The sequence below is a fragment of the Streptomyces griseus subsp. griseus genome (assembly GCF_003610995.1).
Classification (GTDB): domain Bacteria; phylum Actinomycetota; class Actinomycetes; order Streptomycetales; family Streptomycetaceae; genus Streptomyces.
Map to the genome: position 1 here is coordinate 1,792,771 of NZ_CP032543.1, position 19,238 is coordinate 1,812,008.

A 19,238-nucleotide genomic window follows, 5' to 3' on the forward strand; every position below is an offset into this window, starting at 1 on the left:
CGCAACCTCCGGAGGGTTCGTACGTAGGGGATAAGGCTTCACCATACATGCACACTGAGCAATTTTGCCCACTGAGCAACAATCTGGCCGCCGGGGGATAATGCCTCCATGGACAGCAGCACCGCGGGACCGGGACTCCGGGAGCGCAAGAAGGAAGCCACCCGCCAGGCCGTGCACGAGGCGACCCTGCGCCTGACCGTGGAGCACGGCTTCGACCAGGTGACGGTCGAGGCGGTGGCGGACGCGGCCGGGATCTCCCGCCGAACGTTCTCGAACTACTTCACCAACAAGGAGGACGCTCTCCTCTACGGCGAGGAGCAGCAGATCCGGGCCCTGGTCCGCACGGTCCGGGACCGCCCCGCCGACGAACCGGCCTGGCCGGCCCTGCGTGCGGCGGTGGCCCAGTTCTCGGAACGCGTGGCCCCTCCGGAGCGCGACTGGGCGGTACGCACCCGCCTGGCGATGCGCCACCCCTCCCTCCTCGCCCGCCAGCTGGCCAACCACGCGGCCCTGGAACGCGACCTGGCCGAAGCGGTGGCCGCCCGCCCGGGCCCACCCTCGGCCCCGGTCCGCCCGATCGTGCTGGCGGCGGGGTTCCTGGCCTCACTGCGGATCGCGATGCGGATGTGGATCGAGGAGGACCTGGCGAGGGAACCGGCGGCGGTGATCGACGAGATCCTGGACGAGATGGGGCGGGGGTTCGGGTGAGACCCCGACCACCTCTCCCTCACCTGGAGCCCGCCATGAACACCGCCCCTGACCCCACCCCCTGGCTCAACACGGACACCTGCGCGCTCGGCCCCTACCGGGCGGACCTGGTGGAGACGTACTGGCGCTGGGAGCAGGACCCCGCGCTCCCGGTCGGCTACGGGCGCCAGCACCCGGAGCCCCTGGAGGCCCGCACGGAGGGCATGGTCCATCAACTGCGCGGGGACAGCATCCGCTTCACGGTGTACGACCTCACCACCGGCGACCCGGTTCCGGCCGGGGTGGCGACGCCGCTGCCGGACTCCTCCGTCCGCACCGCGGAGTACGTCGTGATGCTGGCCCCCGAGGCGCGCGGGCGCGGGCTGGGCGCGGTCTGCGACGAGATCCTGATGACACGCCGGCAAGCGAGTTCACGGGCCCGTCGGCCATCCGGGCCTGACGGCCCGAGGGCGGCTCACCGCACCGTGACACGGGAGCCGTCCTCAGGGCCGCGCCGGCTCAGAACCGGGAGTCGTCGACGTCGATCTCGTACGCGATCTCCCAGCGGATGTCCGGGACGATGATGTCGGCGGTCTCGACCGGACGGCCCTCCGAGTCGAAGTAGATGCGCTCCAGTTGAGTGATCAGATCGCCCACGGAGATGTTGAGGAAGTTGGCCTGCTCGCGCGTGGCGCGGGCGGGTCGCGGCATCTCGAGAGCGGTGGAGATGTTCACGTCGATGGAGCGCATACGGGCGACCACGCCGATCTTGCCGCGCGGTCCCATCTCCGGGAGCAGGACCTCCGTACCGCCGGTGATGGCCATCGGTTCCCAGCTCGTGGCGAGCTGCGCCGGCTGGCCGTCCGCGAGGAACTCGTAGTGGGTCATGACGCAGAGGTCACCGGGCTCGATCGCCAGCCGGGCGGCGATGTCCTCCGTGGCGGGGACCCGTGCGCGGCTGCTGCACTCCCAGGTGCCCTCGGCGCCGTGGTCCTTGAGGTCGGCGCGGAACGGGGAGCCGGTCCGCTCCTGACGGAGGCGTGAGCGGACCATCCTGAGGCGTTGGCGGGCTTTGCGGACGTACGTGCCGGAACCGGCGCGGCCTTCGAGGATGCCCTCGATGATCAGGCGTTCCATGGCGCGCTGGGCGACGGACTGACCGACGCCGTACTCCTCGGCGAACCGGGAGCGGGACGGCAGCTTGTCGCCGACCGCCCATTCGCCCGACAGCACCCGGGCACGGATCTTGTCGGCCACCTGCAAGTACGGGGTATCGCGAGGCATTTCGGCGGCTCCGTGAGGGTGCGGCGTTCAGGGCTCGATATTGACAAAGCTAACCCATCAGGTTGAAGCTGAGTATTCAGCATTACATGGAGTGACATCGACTTCACAGGGGAGAAGTGTGCGCTCAGCACAAGCGCGGGCAGCGGCACTGACCGGCATGCTCACCGCCGCCCTCGGCACCGAGCCGCGCGTGGCCGACACCGAGGCCGGCATCCGCGTCGAAGCGGACCTCCCCACCGAGCTCACCGAGGCCGAGCACACGGCGGTCCTCGCCGCCCTGGCCACGGCCGATCACTTCGGGCACACCCTCACCCGCACCACCGAATTCGTCTGGGCCGAGATCAGCAGAGAGGCGACCGTGACCACGACCGATTCCCCCGACGCGGCCTACCGCGACCTGCTCGCCCACACGACGACGTGCGACGGCTGCCGGGCGGGGGCGGTCTGCTCCACGGCGGCCAAGCTCATCCGCACCTGGCGCGAGACCCGCGCGTAGGGCCCGGCCGCCGATCGGCCGGCCGACCCAGCCGCTTACCGAGTCATGGCCCGCCCCACTCCCCCGAGACGGAGGCACCACATGCGTACGCCTGCCCCTCACGCCTTACTCCTGGCCCCGCCCGGGAGGCCCCGATGATCACTCTCTCCCCGACGGACGTCCGCACCTGCGAGGCCTGCTGGACCGCCCCGGTAGCGGCGGCCCGCCACACGGAGACCGGCCGCGACCTGCTCTGCGAGGAGTGCGCGGCGGGCGACTACCCGCGCCGCGTGGACCTGTTCCCGCCGTTCGGCATCTACGGCCTGCCGTCCCGCAGGCTGCGGACCGACGGCAGGCACAGGGAAGGCCCACCGGAGCCACCGCCCAACCCGGGGCCACCGCTGCCCCACCCTCCGCCCTCACCTTCACCGCCGGGGACACCGCCGGTGTAGCGCGCCAAGCCCGTACGCCGCGGACTCGGCGTCCGTCGCGAGCCGTCCACCTCACTGCGGGGAAGTCCGTGATCGCAGGGATGCGCCCTCGGTCGGTCACCCGCGTACGCAGAGAGCCACGGACCACCATCCGTGAGTGCTCACACGTCACACCGAGCCGGTATCCCCGCACTGCCAGTACGGAGAACGCGGGCCCCGGCTCTCGCTTCAACGCCTTCGGGCCCGACAGCATGTGCTGTCGGGCCCGAAGGCGTTCCTGCGGGCTCCGTGCCGGCCGGTCCCCTACAGCACCGGCAGCAGGTTCTTCAGCTCGAAGGCCGTGACCTCGCTGCGGTACTCCTCCCACTCCTGCTTCTTGTTGCGGAGGAAGAAGTCGAAGACGTGCTCGCCCAGCGTCTCGGCGACCAGCTCGCTCTTCTCCATCAGGGAGATCGCCTCGCCCAGGTTCTGCGGGAGCGGTTCGATGCCCATCGCTCGGCGTTCCGCGTCGGAGAGGGCCCAGACGTCGTCGTCGGCGCCGGCCGGGAGTTCGTAGCCCTCCTCGATGCCCTTGAGGCCTGCGGCGAGGAGAACCGCGTAGGTGAGGTAGGGGTTGGCTCCGGAGTCGATGGAGCGGACCTCGACACGGGCCGAGCCGGTCTTGCCGGGCTTGTACATGGGGACGCGGATCAGGGCGGAGCGGTTGTTGTGGCCCCAGCAGATGTACGAGGGGGCCTCGCCGCCCGCTCCGGCGGCGCGGGACGAGCCGCCCCAGATGCGCTTGTAGGAGTTGACCCACTGGTTGGTGACGGCCGAGATCTCCGCCGCGTGCGTCAGCAGGCCCGCGATGAACGAGCGGCCCACCTTGGAGAGTTGGTACTCCGCGCCCGACTCGTAGAACGCGTTGCGGTCGCCCTCGAAGAGGGAGAGGTGGGTGTGCATGCCCGAACCCGGGTACTCCGAGAAGGGCTTGGGCATGAACGTGGCCTGCACGCCCTGCTCCAGCGCCACCTGCTTCATCACCAGACGGAACGTCATGATGTTGTCCGCCGTGGAGAGCGCGTCCGCGTACCGCAGGTCGATCTCCTGCTGGCCGGGGGCGCCCTCATGGTGGCTGAACTCCACCGAGATGCCCATCGATTCGAGCATCGTGATCGCCTGACGGCGGAAGTCCATGCCCACGTTCTGCGGGGTGTGGTCGAAGTAGCCCGAGCTGTCCGCCGGGGTCGGCCGGGAGCCGTCGACCGGCTTGTTCTTCAGGAGGAAGAACTCGATCTCGGGGTGGGTGTAGAAGGTGAAGCCGAGGTCGGAGGTCTTGGCGAGGATGCGCTTCAGGACGTAGCGCGGGTCCGCGAAGGACGGGGAGCCGTCCGGCATCAGGATGTCGCAGAACATCCGCGCGGTGCCCGGAGCCTCCGCGCGCCAGGGCAGGATCTGGAACGTGCCCGGGTCCGGCTTGGCGATCATGTCCGATTCGTACACCCGGGCGAAGCCCTCGATCGCCGAGCCGTCGAAGCCGATGCCCTCGTCGAAGGCCTGCTCCAGCTCGGCCGGGGCCACGGCGACGGACTTGAGGAACCCGAGGACGTCGGTGAACCACAGCCGCACGAAGCGGATGTCGCGCTCCTCAAGGGTCCTGAGGACGAATTCCTGCTGCTTGTCCATTGCCACATCCTTGCAGTTCAGACGGTCCGTGCACCACCGCCCGGGGTAGGGGGACACTTCAGTATCGCGACCCGGGATTTCCCCCAGATTACGCACACGGTGTGAGAGAGAGCACTCGGCCACCCACTACGATCGGCGACCGTGGCGTCCGGGGGCCGCGGCGGCTCTCCCGCCCGCCTGCCCGCACCGGTCACCGGACCGGTCCTCCCCCTCCCGCCCCTTCGCAGAAGGACTCGACGCCATGAGTTTCGGCCCCGGCGATCCCCTGTACGCCACCCCGCCCCGGCAGCCCTCCGGCAGCGCCCGCTCCACCCGCAACCGGGCCGTCGCCATAGGGCTCAGCGCCGCCGTCGTGGCCGGTCTGGCCGTCTTCGGTACGTACATGGTGCTGGAGACGTCCGGGGCCGGGGAGAACCGGAGCAGCGGTTCCGCCGGCCAGGACGACAAGCCGTCCGGCGGCGGCAACGGCGATACCGGCGGGACCATCGCGGGGGTCAAGTCCTGGGATGCAGCCGAGCTCGGACGCGCCCACTCCGCCGGGGATGTCGACTATCCGATGACCCCTCCCGTCGGCGGCGACCACAACCCGTCCTGGCTCAACTGCGACGGCGACGTATACGAAAAGGCCGTCCCGAACGTCAACGCGGTGCACTCCCTGGAGCACGGCGCTGTCTGGGTCACGTACAGCACCAGGGCCGCCGATGGGGATGTGGCCAAGCTCGCCGAGCGGGTCCGGAGCACCCCGTTCACCTTCATGAGCCCGTACGCGGACCAGGAAGGCGCCATCGTGCTCAGCGCCTGGGGCAAGCAGGTCACCGTGGACAGTGCCGGCGACCGGCGGGTGGACCAGTTCCTCGCGCGGTACGTCCAGGGGCCGCAGACCCCCGAGCCCGGCGCCCCCTGCACCGGCGGGCTGAAGACGGTCCCGCGGTGACCGCCGACGCCGGGCGGACAGCCGACAGTGAGGGGCGGGGACGGACTCGTCGCGTGTGGTGGGTCGCCGGAGGTGTTGTCGTCCTCCTCCTGGCCCTCGCCGGGGTCGCCGCCTTCGCCTCCGCGCGGGGGGACGGGGGAAGCGGTGTTCCCGGTGTCGATTCCGCCGATGCCGGGTTCGCCCGGGACATGGCCGTCCACCACCAGCAGGCCGTGGAGATGTCCTTCATCGTCCGCGACCGTACGGACGGTGAGGACGTACGCCGTCTCGCCTACGACATCGCCAACACCCAGGCCAACCAGCGCGGGATGCTGCTGGGCTGGCTCGATCTGTGGGTGCTGCCCAAGGTCGCCCCGGGCGGAGCCGGGCCCATGGCGTGGATGGGGCACGGGGACGGACATGGTGATCATGCGGGCGGGCACGGGGACGGTGGTGGTGGCGCCGGGCTGATGCCGGGGATGGCCACCGAGGACGAGCTCACGCGGCTCGGGACGCTCCGTGGTGAGGAGGCCGAGGTCTTCTTCCTCCAGTTGATGACCGATCACCACAAGGGCGGCGTCTCCATGGCCGAGGCGTGCGCCTCGCGTTGTGCCGTACCGGTGGAGAAACGGCTCGCCCGGGGCATGGTCGAAGGGCAGCAGTCGGAGCTGCGGCTCATGCGCGACATGCTGGCCGCGCGTGGGGCCAAGCCCCGTAGCTGAGCCTGGCCGGATGAGCCGTACGTCAGCCCCCGGCCCCGTACCAGCGCACCCGAACGGGTGATTGCGGTCGCGCCTCCCCCGCCGGCCGATGACGATGGGGTGCGCTCGGGGCCGTACGGCAGTGCCATCGGCACGCAGGAGGAAATCCCCCATGACGACCGCCAAAGACATCATGCACAGCGGGGCCCGCTGGATCCCCGCCCACGAGACCCTCGACCGTGCGGCGCAGCTGATGCGTGAGCACAACGTGGGCGCGCTGCCCGTCTCCGCCAACGGTGACGCGGACCGGATGGTCGGCATCATCACCGACCGGGACATCGTCGTCGGCTGTGTGGCCAAGGGCCACGACCCGTCCAAGGTGACCGCGGGCGACCTCGCGCAGGGCACGCCGCGCTGGATCGAGGCGGGCGCGGATGTGAACGCGGTCCTGGAGGAGATGCAGAACCACCGCATCCGCCGGCTCCCCGTCGTCGAGAACAAGAAGCTCGTCGGCATGATCAGTGAGGCCGATCTCGCGCACCACCTCACCGAGGAGCAGATCGCGGCCTGGGCGGAGAAGGTGTACTCCCGCAGTTGAGAAGCCCGTGGGTGAGTGGCCCGGTATCCCTCGGGGTGCCGGGCCACTGTTCGGCCGTATACCCACCGGGGGTAGGGTGGCCGGCATGGTCAGCACGGTCGGCGGAAGCCGGAGCGGGGGCGGAGGCACGGGCGGCAGCGTGATGTACGGGCAGCTCCTGCTGCTCGCCGCGCTGCTCCTCGGCATCGTGACCATGCATACCGTCGGGCATCCCGCCGCTGAGCATGGCCCGTCGGCTGCGGTGCCGGTGTCCGTGTCGGACGCGGCGGACATGCCCGTGGCCCCGTCTGACGCCGCGCATTCATCCCCCGACCACTCCCCCATGAGCGGCATGGACCCGCTCTCCGTCTGCCTCGCCGTCCTCGGCGCCTGGGGGCTCGCCCTCGTCGGTGCCTGGCTGCTGCTCGGGCGCGCGGACGGGCGGTCCCTCGGTACGCCGGTGGGTGCGGGGCTTCTGCGGGTGCTGCGGCCGAATCCGCCGCCCCCGATATCGGTGCTCGCCAGCGTTTCGGTGCTGCGTATTTAGGAGTGGGCGTCTCACCTCCGCCCCTTCATCCGATCCGAACCACAGCACTCCAGAGGTGTCTTCAGCATGCCCATGCACCGACCCACCCGACGCGCCGTGCTCGGCGCCGCTCTCGCCGTCGCCGGTACGGGAGTCCTCGCCGCCTGTTCCGACGGGGGCGGCCACAGCGGTTCCCACGCCCCCGGTGGCGCCCAGGACTCCGGTACGTACGTCTCCCCCGGCGGCAAGGAGGTCGAGGCGGCCGAGAAGGCGCGCGGCTCCGGTCCCGTACGCGAGGTCTCCCTCACCGCCACCCGTACCCGGCTCGATCTGGGCGGCTCCACCACCGTCGCCTCCTGGGCGTACGGGGACCGGCTGCCCGGCCGTGAGGTGCGGGTGAGCGCCGGTGACACCCTCGACCTGACCCTGGCCAACCACCTTCCGCAGCCCACCTCGATGCACTGGCACGGCCTCGCCCTGCGCAACGACATGGACGGGGTCCCCGGGCTCACCCAGCGGGACATCGCGCCGGGGGGCGAGTTCCGGTACCGGTTCGCGGTACCGCATCCGGGGACGTACTGGTTCCACCCGCACTCCGGTGTCCAGCAGGACCGGGGGCTGTACGCGCCGCTGATCGTGGAGGACCCGAAGGAGCCGTTGGCGTACGACAAGGAGTGGGTCGTCGTCCTCGACGACTGGGTCGACGGGGTGGCGGGGTCGACGCCCGATGCCGTACGGGAGGAGCTGTCCGGGGGGATGGGTGGCGGCGGGATGGATCACGGCGCGCACTCCATGCCCGGGGCCGAGGCCGCCGCAGCGGAGGATCCGGACGGCGGCTCGCCCTCACGGATGATGACGGGTGCCCGCAGTGAGCTGCTCGGTGGGGATGCCGGTGATGTCGCCTATCCGTACTACCTGGTCAATGGGCGGGTGGCGGAGGACCCGGAGGTGTTCCGGGCGCGGGCCGGCGAGCGCATCCGGCTGCGGATCATCAACGCCGGGGGCGACACCGCGTTCCGGGTCGCGCTCGGCGGGCACCGGCTGACCGTCACGCACACCGACGGCTTCCCCGTCCGGCACGCCCAGGGGGATGCGCTGCTGCTGGGCATGGGCGAGCGGTACGACGTCCTCGTCACCGCCGGGGACGGGGTCTTCCCGCTCGTCGCCCTGGCGGAGGGGAAGAAGGCCGCCGCCCTCGCCGTGCTGCGGACCGGGAGCGGTGCCGCGCCCGGGGCCTCCGTACGGCCCGAGGAGCTGGACGGGGAGCTGGTGGAGGCGGGGCGGCTGGTGCCGGATCCGTCGGTGGCCCTGGCCGGGCGCTCGCCGGACCGGACGATCCGGATGCGGCTCACCGGTGGGATGGCCGACTACGACTGGGCCTTCGACGGGCAGCCCTACGACGCGAAGCAGCGGCGGCCGGTGGAGGCGGGCGAGCGGGTGCGGGTCGTCTTCGACAACGGGACCGCCATGTGGCACCCGCTCCATCTGCACGGCCACACGTTCGCGCTGGGCGGGAACGCCGCCGGGGCCCGTAAGGACACCGCGATCGTCCTGCCGCACCGGTCGCTGACCGTGGAGTTCGACGCCGACAACCCGGGGTTGTGGATGGTCCACTGCCACAACGTCTACCACGCGGAGGCGGGGATGATGACGGTCCTGGGGTACCGGGTCTGAGCCCCAGGAGCCCGGCGGGTCGGGGCCGATAGCGGGTCCTGCCTGCGGTTTCGGTGGACCCGGGCAGATTTTGCCCGGGCCGCCGGGACATCGCGTCAGAAAGACGATTACACTGGCGGACGTGCCTCAACTACGCCTCGCACTGAATCAGATCGACTCGACCGTCGGCGACCTCGCCGGCAACTCCGAGGCGATCGTCCACTGGACCCGGCACGCCGCCGAGCAGGGCGCCCACCTCGTGGCGTTCCCCGAGATGGTGCTGACCGGATATCCCGTCGAGGACCTGGCCCTGCGGTCGTCCTTCGTCGAGGCCTCGCGTCAGGCGCTGCGTGCGCTGGCCGCCCGGCTCGACGCGGAGGGCTTCGGTGAGCTGCCGGTCGTCGTCGGCTACCTCGACCGCTCCGAGCACGCCGCCGCGCGGTACGGGCAGCCCGCCGGGTCCCCGCGCAACGCCGCCGCCGTGCTCCACCGGGGCGGGATCGCGCTCAACTTCGCCAAGCACCACCTGCCGAACTACGGGGTGTTCGACGAGTTCCGGTACTTCGTGCCGGGCGACTCGATGCCCGTCGTACGGGTCCACGGCATCGACGTGGCCCTCGCGATCTGCGAGGACCTGTGGCAGGACGGCGGGCGCGTCCCGGCTGCCCGGGCCGCCGGGGCCGGGCTGCTGCTGTCGATCAACGCCTCGCCGTACGAGCGGGACAAGGACGACACCCGGCTGGAGCTGGTCCGCAAGCGGGCCCAGGAGGCCGGGTGCACGACGGCCTATCTGGCGATGATCGGCGGGCAGGACGAGCTGGTCTTCGACGGGGACTCGATCGTCGTCGACAAGGAGGGCGAGGTCATCGCCCGCGCCCCGCAGTTCTCCGAGGGCAGTGTGATCCTCGATCTGGAGCTGCCGGCCGCGGCGGCCGCGGCACCCTCGGGTGTGGTGGACGACGGGCTGCGCATCGACCATGTGGTGCTGTCCGACCGGCCTGTCGACGCGTACGAGCCGGAGCTCGCGGGCGGGTACGCGGAGCGGCTGGACGACGACGAGGAGGTCTACTCGGCGTTGGTCGTGGGGCTGCGTGCGTACGCTGCGAAGAACGGTTTCAGCAGTGTGCTGCTCGGGCTCTCCGGAGGGATCGACTCGGCGCTCTGCGCGGCCATCGCGTGCGATGCGCTCGGGGCGGAGAACGTGTACGGCGTGTCCATGCCGTCCAAATACTCCTCGGACCACTCCAAGGGCGACGCCGCCGAGCTGGCGCGGCGGACCGGGCTCAACTTCCGTACGGTGTCGATCGCGCCGATGTTCGACGCGTACATGGAGTCCCTCGGGCTCTCCGGGCTGGCGGAGGAGAACCTCCAGGCGCGGCTGCGGGGTACGACGTTGATGGGCATCTCCAACCAGGAGGGGCAGATCGTGCTGGCGCCCGGCAACAAGTCGGAGCTGGCGGTCGGTTACTCGACGCTGTACGGGGACGCGGTGGGCGCGTACGGGCCGATCAAGGACGTGTACAAGTCGTCGGTGTTCCGGCTGGCGAAGTGGCGCAACCGGGCGGCGGAGGAGCGGGGGCAGACGCCGCCGATCCCCGAGGCCTCGATCACCAAGCCGCCGAGCGCGGAGCTGCGGCCGGGGCAGGTCGACACGGACTCGCTGCCGGACTACGACGTGCTGGACGGGATCCTGGAGCTGTACGTGGACCGGGACCAGGGTCTCGATGCCATCGTGGCGGCCGGGTTCGACGCGGGGCTGGTGGCGAAGACGTTGCGGATGGTGGACACGGCGGAGTACAAGCGGCGGCAGTATCCGCCGGGGACGAAGATCTCGCCCAAGGGGTTTGGCAAGGACCGTCGGCTGCCGATCACCAATCGGTGGCGGGAGTCGGCCTAGCGAGGTGCTCCGGGGGGCGGTTGCCGGGGGGGCGTCCGGTGGCCGCCTCCGTCCTCAAACGCCGGACGGGCTGGAAGGGGTGCCGGATCGGCTGGAAGGGGAGCCGGGCCGGCCCGAGACGGTGCCAGGCCGGCCCGAGGAGGTGCCAGGTCCGTCCGAGAGGGAGCCAGCTCCGTCCGGTGTAGCGGTTGCGTCCGCAAGCGCCGGACGGGCTTGGTTCGCCGCCACCACTCGGGACGCCCTCCCCTGCCCCCTGTCCAGGAAGCCCGCCGTTGCCGCTATCGCCAGGCCCAGCAGGGCCAGGACCGCGCCCACGAAAGCCGGGGACGTCCAGCCCCAGCCCGCCGCAATCGCCACGCCGCCCAGCCAGGCGCCGCCCGCGTTGGCCAGGTTGAAAGCCGAGTGGTTGGAGGCGGAGGCCAGGGTGGGGGCGTCCTTCGCCTTGTTCATGACCAGCATCTGGAGCGGGGTCGTCGTCATGAAGCCGACTCCGCCCAGCAGCACCACCATCACCAGCGCCGCCCACTGCACGTGCACCGTGAACGGGAACGCCACCAGGACCACCGCCAGCGCGCCCAGTGAGCCGTACAGGGTCGGGCGCAGGGCTCGGTCCGTGAGGGGGCCCGCGGCCAGGGCGCCCAGGGTCATGCCGATACCGAAGAGGGCCAGGACGACGGTGACCGAGGACTCGCCGAAGCCCATCGCCTCCGTGGTCATCGCCGAGAGATACGAGTACACCGCGAAGACCCCGGCGAAGCCGAAGACCGCGGTGAGCAGGCCGAGGAGCACCTGACGGTTGCCGAGGGCGCGGAGTTCGCGGCGTACGTCCTGGTGGGCCTCGACCGGGATGGTGGGCACCAGGCGGGCCAGGGCCGCCATCGCGGTCAGGCCGATCACCGCGACGACCAGGAAGGTGGCCCGCCAGCCGAGGTGCTGGCCGAGCAGGGTCGCGGCGGGTACGCCGACGATGTTGGCGACCGTCAGGCCGAGGAACATCGTCGCCACCGCCCGCGCCTGGCGGCCCTCGGCGACCAGCCGGGCCGCGACGACCGCGCCGACGCCGAAGAACGCGCCGTGCGGGAGTCCGGCCAGGACGCGGCCCGCGAGCAGCCAGCCGAAGTCGGGGGCGAGCGCCGAGGCGAGGTTACCGATGGTGAACAGCGCCATCAGGAGCAGCAGCATCTTCTTGCGCGGGACGCGGGAGCCGAGGCCGGTGAGCAGCGGTGCGCCCAGGACGACGCCGATCGCGTACGCCGATACGAGGTAGCCGGCGGTCGGCACGGAGGTTCCGAGGTCGTCCGCCACGTTGGGCAGCAGGCCCATCATGACGAACTCGGTCGTGCCTATGCCGAAGGCGCTCACGGCCAGGGCGAGCAGGGCCAGGGGCATGGGAAGAACCTTCACAATCTCGGGGCGGGGGCAGAACGAAGAACCGTCGCCTCGGCATCCACGCCGGGCGACGGCTGCGTCTTCTTTATGTATGCGACTGGAACAAATTGTCGCAGACGTTTTATGCCGGGAGGTGAACGGCCGGTTGCCTGATGCCTGTCACAGCTCCACGCGTGCCGCTATCGGCAGGTGGTCGCTGTCGGTCGCCGCCAGGGTCCACGAGGACTTCGGTTCCACGCCCTTGACCATGATCTGGTCGATCCGGGCCATCGGGAACGAGGCGGGCCAGCTGAAGCCGAAGCCGTCGCCCGCCGCGCCCTGGGTGGAGCGCATCTGGGAGGTGACCGCGTTCAGCGAGCGGTCGTTCATCGTGCCGTTGAGGTCGCCGAGCAGGACGACGCGCTTGACGGGTTCGTCGGCGATGGCCTCGCCGAGGGCGTCGGCGCTGTTGTCGCGCTGGTTGGCGGTGAACCCGGCGTGCAGCTTGACCCGGACCGACGGGAGGTGGGCGACGTACACCGCGACCTCGCCCTGCGGCGCCTTGACCGTGGAGCGCATGGCCCGGGTCCAGCCCATCTTGATGTCGACCGGCCTGGTGTTGCTGAGGGGGTACTTGCTCCACAGCCCGACGGTGCCCTGGACCGAGTGGTACGGGTAGCGGGCGGCCAGCGACTTCTCGTACGTGGACACCTGCCCGCCCGGCAGCTCCTGGAGGGCCACGACGTCGGCCCCGGACCCCGCGACCTGCTGGGCGGTGCCCGCCGGGTCCGGATTTCCGGCGTTGACGTTGTGGGTGGCGACGGTGAGGTCGCCACCGGTGCCGGACTTGTCGGTGATCAGGCTGCCGAAGATGTTGAGCCAGACCACGGCGGGGAGCAGCAGGGCGATCAGCGCGGTGGCGGAGCGCCGCAGCAGGGCCAGGAGCAGCAGCAGGGGGATGAACAGCGCTATCCACGGCAGGAACGTCTCGATGAGGCTGCCGAGGTTGCCGACCCGGTTCGGGATGCGCGCGTGGACGACCATCACCAGGGTCAGCACCACCGAGCAGAGGGCCAGCACGATCCCGCGCCGCCAGATCCCCCCGTCCCGGGCCGCTCTGGTCAGCCGGCCCCGGAAGCGGTTCCCGTCGGGCTGCGGCCGCTCCGCGCTGCCGTTGCCCGTGTCCGCCCCGTACGCCTGCACCATCGCGTCGTCCTCACTGCCTTGCCGTACACATCGCCGCGCCCCTCGACCCTAGGTGATGGGTGGCGTCTTTCCCGCCGTCGACGTCCCTCTGCGGGCGACGGCTCTCCGTGAGCAGGACGAGCGGAGCGGGACGGGAGGTTCCGGTCCGGGCGTGGCCGGTGGGGGCTTGTGACAGAACGATCACACTCGGCCCGGCTCCGGTGCGTCAGGCGCGCCCGCCGAGGTCGTGGCCGCCGCCGGGGCCAGGCCCTGGAGCAGCGTCGTGATGATGCGGTCGACCAGGTCGTCGGGGAGGGGGGCGTCGGGGCGGTGGACGGTACGGACGAGCACCGCGCCGACGAAGAGGTCGTCGATCAGCTCCACGTCGAGGTCGTCGCGCAGCTCTCCGGCGGCGACGGCCCGGCGTACCGCCGCCAGTACCGCGGCGCGGCGGGGGGCGATCACCGTGCCGAAATACTCGTCCCAGAGCTTCGGGTGGCTCTTCATCTGGGCGAAGATGTTGTGCAGCAGTACCGAGGAACGCTGGGCGAGGCCCCGGGTGCGCAGGGACTCCAGCATGATGCGCAGGTCGGCGAGGCCCTCGGTGCCGGAGACGGGCGGGTCCACGGGTTCCATGTCCCGTACGACGTCGACGAAGAGCTCCTCCTTGCCGGACCAGCGGCGGTAGATGGTGGCCTTGCCGACGCCCGCCGTACGCGCGATGCGTTCGATGGAGAGGCCGGCCAGGGGTTCACCCGCCTCCAGGAGGGCGATGACAGCGTCCAGGATCGCGCGTTCGGCGGCGGCGGAGCGGGGGCGGCCGCGGCGGGGCTCCGGGTCGGCCGTCCCGTCGCCGCGCGCGGGGCAGGGGGCCGCCGGGCCGCCGTCGGTAGCGCCGCCCTCGGTCACGCCGATGCCGGTCGCACCGATGTCCGGGCCGGTCTCCGCCGCGCCGCCGCCGTCCGTACCGCCCTGCGCCGCGCCGTGCCGGTCCTGCTCGCCGGACCGAGCGCTGTCCCGCTCGCCGTCGTCCTGGTCCCGCACCTGATGCCGCCTCTCGCCGCGCCGTCGTCCGACCGTCGCCCCGATTCTCGCCGACCCGGAGGGGGCGGGAGGCCGCGGCCCTCCGGGCCGGTCCGTCAGTGGTCCACCGGCTCCTTCGTCGGGCGGGGCTCCGGCTCCTCCGTCACCGCGGGGGACCGGCCCGGCAGGTACAGGCCGACCACGAGCGCGCCGATCAGGGCGACGGCCGCCGAGCCGAGCGCGGTCACGTGCATGGCGCTGATGAAGGCGTCGTTGGCGGCGGCGACCAGCGGCTTTCCGGCCACCGGGCCGAGCTTCTCGGCGACCCCGAGCGTGGCCTCGATGGACTCGCCCGCCACATCCCTGACCCCGGCCGGGACCGCGCCGAGGTGGCCCTCGATGTCACCCCGGTAGACGGTGGAGAGCACCGAGCCGAGGACCGCGATCCCGAGCGCGCCGCCGACCTGGCGGAAGGTGTTGTTGACGGCCGAACCGGAACCGGCCTTCTCGCGGGGCAGCGCCTGCATCACGGCCACGGTGACGGGCGGCATGATGTGCGCCATCCCGGTGCCCTGGACGAAGAAGACGAGGCACAGCACCCACACCGGCGTACCGGCGTCGAACAGGGCGAAGCAGGCCAGTCCGGCCGCGACCAGCAGCATGCCCACCGTGCAGACCGCGCGGGCGCCGAAGCGGTCCACGACCAGCCGGGCCCGGGGCGCGAAGATCATCTGGGCGGCGGCGAGCGGAAGGATCAGCAGGCCCGACTGGAGGGCGCTGTAGCCGCGCACGCTCTGGAGGTAGAAGGCGGAGAAGAACGTCACGCCCATCAGCGCGAAGAAGACCAGCGCTATGGCGGCGACGGCGGCGGAGAACGCGGGCTTCCTGAAGTACGTGATGTCGATCGCCGGGTGGCTGCTGCGCTTCTCGTGCCAGACGAATCCGGCCAGCACCAGCAGTCCGCCGAGGATGGGGAGCAGCACGGTGGTGTCGGTGAAGTCGGCCAGCTCGCCGCCCCGGATGATCCCGTACACCAGCAGGACCAGGCCGACGATGGAGAGCGCGACGCCCAGCGGGTCGACCTTGCCGGGCTTCGGGTCACGGGAGTCGGGGACCAGGATCACCATGGCGACCAGGGCGAGCGCGACCACGGGGACGTTCACCAGGAAGATCGAACCCCACCAGAAGTGCTCCAGGAGCAGTCCACCGGTGATCGGGCCGATCGCGATGCCGAGGCCGACGCTGCCGGCCCAGATGCCGATGGCCTTGGGCTGTTCGTCACGCTCGAAGACGTTCATCAGGACGGCGAGGGTGGCGGGCATCACGAAGGCCGCGCCGAAGCCCATCAGGGCGCGCCAGGTGATGAGTTCGCCCGGCGAGGCGGACATGGCGGCCAGGGCGGAGCCGATGCCGAAGACGAGGATGCCGGAGAGGAGGACCTTCTTGCGGCCGATGCGGTCGCCGAGGAGTCCGGCGGTGAACAGGAGTCCGGCGAAGACGAGCGTGTAGGAGTTGATCGCCCACTCCAGCTCGCTCTGGGTGGCGCCGATGCCGGTGGGAGCGGGGCTGGCGATCGTCTTGACCGCGACGTTCAGGATCGAGTTGTCCAGCACCACGATGAGCAGGCTGAACATGAGGACGGTGAGGATCCACCAGCGGCGGCGGTGGACCGCCTCGGGTATGCGGGGCTCGGCGGCGGGCGCGGAGGGGGAAGGTGCGGACATGGGGACGAGCCTAACGTCGTTCCAATACGAGACCGTCTCGTATTGTTAAAGCTTTGCCCAACGGGAGCCGGCCGGCGGGGTGGTGCGGGCCCACTTCCCGTTTGCCCGGGCGGGATGCCACCATGGAAGGGATCCGGGGACGCCGTCAGGGCGCCTCGAGATGACGAAGGAGTCCACCAGCCATGTCACTTCCGGCTGCACAGAATCCGTCCGCACAGGGCCCGTCCTCCCCCGCAGGTGCCTCCCCCGACAGCAGCAAGGCGCTGTACGGAGGGAAGTCCACCCGCCGCATCACCGTCCACGACATCGCCGCCGCCACCGAGCGCGGCGAGAAGTGGCCCATGCTCACCGCCTACGACGCGATGACCGCGTCCGTCTTCGACGAGGCGGGCATCCCGGTCATGCTCGTCGGGGACTCGATGGGCAACGTCCACCTCGGCTACGAGACCACCGTGCCCGTCACGATGGACGAGATCGCCATGCTCTCCGCCGCCGTCGTACGCGGCACCAAGCGCGCCCTCGTCGTGGCCGACCTGCCCTTCGGCTCGTACCAGGAGGGCCCCGTCCAGGCGCTGCGCAACGCCACCCGGCTGATCAAGGACTCCGGGGTCGGCGCGGTCAAGCTGGAGGGCGGCGAGCGGTCCCACGAGCAGATCCGGCTGCTGGTCGAGGCGGGCATCCCGGTCATGGCCCACATCGGCCTGACCCCGCAGTCCGTCAACGCCATGGGCTACCGGGTGCAGGGCCGCGGCGAGGAGGCGGCCCACCAGCTGCTGCGTGACGCCAAGGCGGTCCAGGACGCGGGCGCGTTCGCCGTCGTGCTGGAGCTCGTACCCGAGGAGCTGGCCGCCGAGGTCACCCGCACCCTGCACATCCCGACCGTCGGCATCGGCGCCGGTGCGGCGACCGACGCGCAGGTGCTGGTCTACACCGACATGGTCGGGCTGACCGGCGGCAAGGTGCCGCGCTTCACCAAGCAGTACGCGAATCTGCGCCAGGTGCTCGGGGACGCGGCGAAGGAGTTCGCCGAGGAGGTCGTGGGCGGTACGTTCCCCGCGCCGGAGCACACCTTCCACTGACCCACCCGGTCGCCGCCGCTCCGTGACGGCGGCGCTCACCGACCATTTCCCGCACCACCGACAGCCCGCCGACATCCCCCATCGGCGGGCTGTCGCGCGCCCGGAGCACGTGTCGGCCGCCTGTCGGTGAGCTGTCGGCCGGCGCTGGTCCCATGGTGGACATGGAACGAATCGACAAGAACCCCGGCAACGGCCGGAACGCCGTCGAGGTGCGGGGGCTGGTCAAGCACTACGGCGAGACCAAGGCACTGGACGGCGTGGACCTCGACGTCCGCGAAGGCACCGTCCTCGGCGTGCTCGGCCCCAACGGCGCCGGCAAGACCACCCTCGTACGCTGCCTCTCCACGCTGATCACCCCCGACGCCGGACACGCGGTCGTCGCGGGCTACGACGTGGTGAAGCAGCCGCGCGAGCTGCGCCGCCGGATAGGCCTGACCGGGCAGTACGCCTCGGTCGACGAGAAGCTCTCCGGCTGGGAGAACCTCTACATGATCGGGCGGCTCCTCGATCTGCCGCGCAAGCAGGCGCGGGCCCGGGCGGACGAGCTGCTGGAGCGGTTCTCGCTCACCGAGGCCGCCAAGCGGGCCTGCATGGAGTACAGCGGCGGGATGCGCCGCCGCCTCGACCTGGCCGCCTCGATGATCGGCAGCCCGTCCGTGCTGTACCTGGACGAGCCGACGACCGGCCTCGACCCCCGGACCCGTAACGAGGTCTGGGACGAGGTGCAGCGGATGGTCGCCGAGGGCGCGACCGTCCTGCTGACCACGCAGTACATGGAGGAGGCCGAGCAGCTCGCCAAGGAGCTGACGGTCATCGACAAGGGGAAGATCATCGCCCGGGGCGGGGTCGACGAGCTGAAGGCCAAGGTCGGCGGCCGCACCCTGCACATCCGGCCCTCGGACCCGGCGGAGCTGCCCGCGATGGCCCAGGCGATCCGGGAAGCCGGACTCGACGGGGTCGCCGGGGCGCAGGCCGTCCCGGACGAGGGGCTGCTGTACGTCCCCATCCTCAGCGACGAGCAGCTGACCGCCGTCATCGGACTGCTGGGCGCCCGGGGCTTCTCCCTCGCCCATGTCGCCACCGCCCTGCCCAGCCTGGACGAGGTCTTCCTCGCGATCACCGGCGACAAGGCCGCCCCCCTCACCGACGCCGCTCCCCAGGAGGTCGCCGCATGAGCACCACCACCCTGACCCCCGCCCCCGCCGGGTCCGCGGGCACGAACCCGCCGACGGCACAGGCGCAGGCGACCGGGGAGGGCCGGATCGGGCTGCGGGCCAACCTGCGGCACATCGGGGCCCTGGCGCGGCGCAATCTGCTCCAGATCAAGAAGGACCCGGAGTCGATGTTCGACGTCCTTCTGATGCCGATCATCTTCACGCTGCTGTTCGTGTACGTCTTCGGCGGCTCGGTCGGCGGCAGCCTCGGCGGCGACCGGCAGGACTACCTGAACTACCTGGTGCCGGGCCTGATGGCGATGATGGGCATGAACATCGCCATGGCCGTCGGCACCGGAGTGAACGACGACTTCCGCAAGGGGGTCATGGACCGGTTCCGGACGATGCCGATCTCCCGCTCCTCGGTGCTCATCGCCAAGATCGTGGTCGAGCTGGGCCGGATGATGGTCGCCATCGTCATCCTGCTCGCGATGGGCTTCGCCCTCGGCATGACGCTGGGGACGTCCGTGCTCGGGCTGCTGGAGGCCGTCGCGCTGGCGGCGGTGTTCGGTGCCGCCATCATGTGGATCTTCATCGTGCTCGGGCTGTCCATGAAGACGGCCCAGTCGGTCCAGGGGATGGGGATGCTGGTGCTGATGCCGCTCCAGTTCGGCTCGTCCATCTTCGCCCCGCCGCAGACCATGCCGGGCTGGCTCCAGACCTTCACCGACTACAACCCGCTCTCCAATCTGGCGGACGCGGTGCGGGGCCTGATGATGGGCGGCCCGGTCGCCGGCTCCGTCTGGACGACGCTGGCCTGGGCCGCGGGCATCACGCTGGTGATGGCTCCGCTGGCGGTGTCGAAGTTCCGCAAGAAGGCCTGAGCGGCCGGGGCA

General features: G+C 71.1%; 19 protein-coding genes. 13 read left to right on the plus strand and 6 right to left on the minus strand.

All coding sequences use genetic code 11. The features are described 5' to 3' along the window. The first annotated feature begins 108 nt into the window (after positions 1–108). Entirely contained in the window at positions 109–708 is a 600-nt protein-coding gene (locus D6270_RS08270) for an acyl-CoA-like ligand-binding transcription factor (protein WP_109166014.1), read from the plus strand. A gap of 110 nt (positions 709–818) precedes the next feature. Next, positions 819–1,271, plus strand: a complete 453-nt coding sequence (locus D6270_RS32870) for a GNAT family N-acetyltransferase (RefSeq protein ID WP_382772814.1) — start codon at positions 819–821, stop codon at positions 1,269–1,271. Here the strand turns inward: D6270_RS32870 and D6270_RS08280 are convergent. Further along, positions 1,207–1,971 carry a GntR family transcriptional regulator gene (locus D6270_RS08280; protein WP_109166013.1) on the minus strand — a complete coding sequence of 255 codons (765 nt, stop codon included), beginning with the start codon at positions 1,969–1,971 and terminating at the stop codon, positions 1,207–1,209. The two genes, D6270_RS32870 and D6270_RS08280, sit on opposite strands and share 65 nt — an antisense overlap. Before the next feature lie 157 nt (positions 1,972–2,128). On the opposite strand from D6270_RS08280, the gene D6270_RS08285 reads away from it, so the two are divergent. Together D6270_RS08285 and D6270_RS08290 are read left to right on the plus strand one after the other, a co-directional pair. Next, positions 2,129–2,467: a hypothetical protein gene (locus D6270_RS08285; protein ID WP_109166012.1), complete on the plus strand. Its 339-nt coding sequence runs from the start codon at positions 2,129–2,131 to the stop codon at positions 2,465–2,467. 134 nt (positions 2,468–2,601) lie between these two features. Then, entirely contained in the window at positions 2,602–2,898 is a 297-nt protein-coding gene (locus D6270_RS08290; RefSeq protein ID WP_109166011.1) for a hypothetical protein, read from the plus strand. A gap of 282 nt (positions 2,899–3,180) precedes the next feature. On the opposite strand, the gene glnA is transcribed toward D6270_RS08290, so the two are convergent. Next, a complete protein-coding gene (glnA, locus tag D6270_RS08295; RefSeq protein ID WP_109166010.1) occupies positions 3,181–4,542 on the minus strand; it encodes a gamma-glutamylpolyamine synthetase GlnA2 in 1,362 nt (453 codons plus the stop codon). A 241-nt stretch (positions 4,543–4,783) separates the two neighbouring features. Between glnA and D6270_RS08300 the strand changes: the two genes are divergently transcribed. The 6 genes from D6270_RS08300 to D6270_RS08325 all read left to right on the plus strand — a co-directional run bounded on the left by D6270_RS08300 (position 4,784) and on the right by D6270_RS08325 (position 10,809). Continuing rightward, positions 4,784–5,476, plus strand: coding sequence for a thioredoxin-like domain-containing protein (locus tag D6270_RS08300; RefSeq protein WP_109166009.1), 693 nt, complete (start codon positions 4,784–4,786; stop codon positions 5,474–5,476). A 53-nt stretch (positions 5,477–5,529) separates the two neighbouring features. Next, positions 5,530–6,177 carry a DUF305 domain-containing protein gene (locus tag D6270_RS08305; RefSeq protein WP_382772667.1) on the plus strand — a complete coding sequence of 216 codons (648 nt, stop codon included), beginning with the start codon at positions 5,530–5,532 and terminating at the stop codon, positions 6,175–6,177. A gap of 151 nt (positions 6,178–6,328) precedes the next feature. Beyond that, positions 6,329–6,754 carry a CBS domain-containing protein gene (locus D6270_RS08310; protein WP_109166007.1) on the plus strand — a complete coding sequence of 142 codons (426 nt, stop codon included), beginning with the start codon at positions 6,329–6,331 and terminating at the stop codon, positions 6,752–6,754. An 85-nt stretch (positions 6,755–6,839) separates the two neighbouring features. Further along, positions 6,840–7,280 (plus strand): hypothetical protein, encoded by a 441-nt coding sequence (locus tag D6270_RS08315; protein ID WP_204117143.1) that lies wholly within the window; start codon positions 6,840–6,842, stop codon positions 7,278–7,280. Positions 7,281–7,352: 72 nt separating this feature from the next. Next, on the plus strand, positions 7,353–8,933 hold the full coding sequence (locus D6270_RS08320) for a multicopper oxidase family protein (RefSeq protein ID WP_391039557.1): 1,581 nt from the start codon (positions 7,353–7,355) through the stop codon (positions 8,931–8,933). Between the two features lie 121 nt (positions 8,934–9,054). Next, positions 9,055–10,809 carry an NAD+ synthase gene (locus D6270_RS08325; RefSeq protein WP_109166004.1) on the plus strand — a complete coding sequence of 585 codons (1,755 nt, stop codon included), beginning with the start codon at positions 9,055–9,057 and terminating at the stop codon, positions 10,807–10,809. A gap of 54 nt (positions 10,810–10,863) precedes the next feature. Here the strand turns inward: D6270_RS08325 and D6270_RS08330 are convergent, their stop codons facing one another. The 4 genes from D6270_RS08330 to D6270_RS08345 form a co-directional block, all read right to left on the minus strand. Beyond that, positions 10,864–12,198 (minus strand): MFS transporter, encoded by a 1,335-nt coding sequence (locus D6270_RS08330; protein ID WP_109166003.1) that lies wholly within the window; start codon positions 12,196–12,198, stop codon positions 10,864–10,866. 159 nt (positions 12,199–12,357) lie between these two features. Further along, positions 12,358–13,383 (minus strand): endonuclease/exonuclease/phosphatase family protein, encoded by a 1,026-nt coding sequence (locus D6270_RS08335; RefSeq protein ID WP_109166002.1) that lies wholly within the window; start codon positions 13,381–13,383, stop codon positions 12,358–12,360. A gap of 180 nt (positions 13,384–13,563) precedes the next feature. Further along, positions 13,564–14,271 carry a TetR/AcrR family transcriptional regulator gene (locus tag D6270_RS08340; protein ID WP_382772820.1) on the minus strand — a complete coding sequence of 236 codons (708 nt, stop codon included), beginning with the start codon at positions 14,269–14,271 and terminating at the stop codon, positions 13,564–13,566. A 230-nt stretch (positions 14,272–14,501) separates the two neighbouring features. Beyond that, positions 14,502–16,109: an MFS transporter gene (locus tag D6270_RS08345; protein WP_109166000.1), complete on the minus strand. Its 1,608-nt coding sequence runs from the start codon at positions 16,107–16,109 to the stop codon at positions 14,502–14,504. A gap of 182 nt (positions 16,110–16,291) precedes the next feature. Here D6270_RS08345 and panB point away from each other — a divergent pair, with 182 nt between their 5' ends. The 3 genes from panB (at position 16,292) to D6270_RS08360 (ending at position 19,226) form a co-directional block, all read left to right on the plus strand. Further along, on the plus strand, positions 16,292–17,188 hold the full coding sequence (gene panB / locus D6270_RS08350; protein WP_109165999.1) for a 3-methyl-2-oxobutanoate hydroxymethyltransferase: 897 nt from the start codon (positions 16,292–16,294) through the stop codon (positions 17,186–17,188). 152 nt (positions 17,189–17,340) lie between these two features. Continuing rightward, positions 17,341–18,363 (plus strand): ATP-binding cassette domain-containing protein, encoded by a 1,023-nt coding sequence (locus D6270_RS08355; RefSeq protein ID WP_109165998.1) that lies wholly within the window; start codon positions 17,341–17,343, stop codon positions 18,361–18,363. Continuing rightward, complete coding sequence (locus D6270_RS08360; protein ID WP_109165997.1) at positions 18,360–19,226, plus strand: ABC transporter permease; 867 nt, start codon at positions 18,360–18,362, stop codon at positions 19,224–19,226. The genes D6270_RS08355 and D6270_RS08360 overlap by 4 nt, the downstream gene beginning before the upstream one ends. Positions 19,227–19,238 lie beyond the last annotated feature (12 nt).

What these genes read in the sequence shown, in the direction of transcription:
- D6270_RS08270 (WP_109166014.1), top strand. Translation starts at nt 109, where the DNA reads ATGGACAGCAGCACCGCGGGACCGGGACTCCGGGAGCGCAAGAAGGAA.
- D6270_RS08280 (WP_109166013.1), bottom strand. Translation starts at nt 1,971, where the DNA reads ATGCCTCGCGATACCCCGTACTTGCAGGTGGCCGACAAGATCCGTGCC.
- D6270_RS08285 (WP_109166012.1), top strand. Translation starts at nt 2,129, where the DNA reads ATGCTCACCGCCGCCCTCGGCACCGAGCCGCGCGTGGCCGACACCGAG.
- D6270_RS08290 (WP_109166011.1), top strand. Translation starts at nt 2,602, where the DNA reads ATGATCACTCTCTCCCCGACGGACGTCCGCACCTGCGAGGCCTGCTGG.
- glnA (WP_109166010.1), bottom strand. Translation starts at nt 4,542, where the DNA reads ATGGACAAGCAGCAGGAATTCGTCCTCAGGACCCTTGAGGAGCGCGAC.
- D6270_RS08300 (WP_109166009.1), top strand. Translation starts at nt 4,784, where the DNA reads ATGAGTTTCGGCCCCGGCGATCCCCTGTACGCCACCCCGCCCCGGCAG.
- D6270_RS08310 (WP_109166007.1), top strand. Translation starts at nt 6,329, where the DNA reads ATGACGACCGCCAAAGACATCATGCACAGCGGGGCCCGCTGGATCCCC.
- D6270_RS08315 (WP_204117143.1), top strand. Translation starts at nt 6,840, where the DNA reads ATGGTCAGCACGGTCGGCGGAAGCCGGAGCGGGGGCGGAGGCACGGGC.
- D6270_RS08320 (WP_391039557.1), top strand. Translation starts at nt 7,353, where the DNA reads ATGCACCGACCCACCCGACGCGCCGTGCTCGGCGCCGCTCTCGCCGTC.
- D6270_RS08330 (WP_109166003.1), bottom strand. Translation starts at nt 12,198, where the DNA reads ATGCCCCTGGCCCTGCTCGCCCTGGCCGTGAGCGCCTTCGGCATAGGC.
- D6270_RS08335 (WP_109166002.1), bottom strand. Translation starts at nt 13,383, where the DNA reads ATGGTGCAGGCGTACGGGGCGGACACGGGCAACGGCAGCGCGGAGCGG.
- D6270_RS08345 (WP_109166000.1), bottom strand. Translation starts at nt 16,109, where the DNA reads ATGTCCGCACCTTCCCCCTCCGCGCCCGCCGCCGAGCCCCGCATACCC.
- panB (WP_109165999.1), top strand. Translation starts at nt 16,292, where the DNA reads ATGTCACTTCCGGCTGCACAGAATCCGTCCGCACAGGGCCCGTCCTCC.
- D6270_RS08355 (WP_109165998.1), top strand. Translation starts at nt 17,341, where the DNA reads ATGGTGGACATGGAACGAATCGACAAGAACCCCGGCAACGGCCGGAAC.
- D6270_RS08360 (WP_109165997.1), top strand. Translation starts at nt 18,360, where the DNA reads ATGAGCACCACCACCCTGACCCCCGCCCCCGCCGGGTCCGCGGGCACG.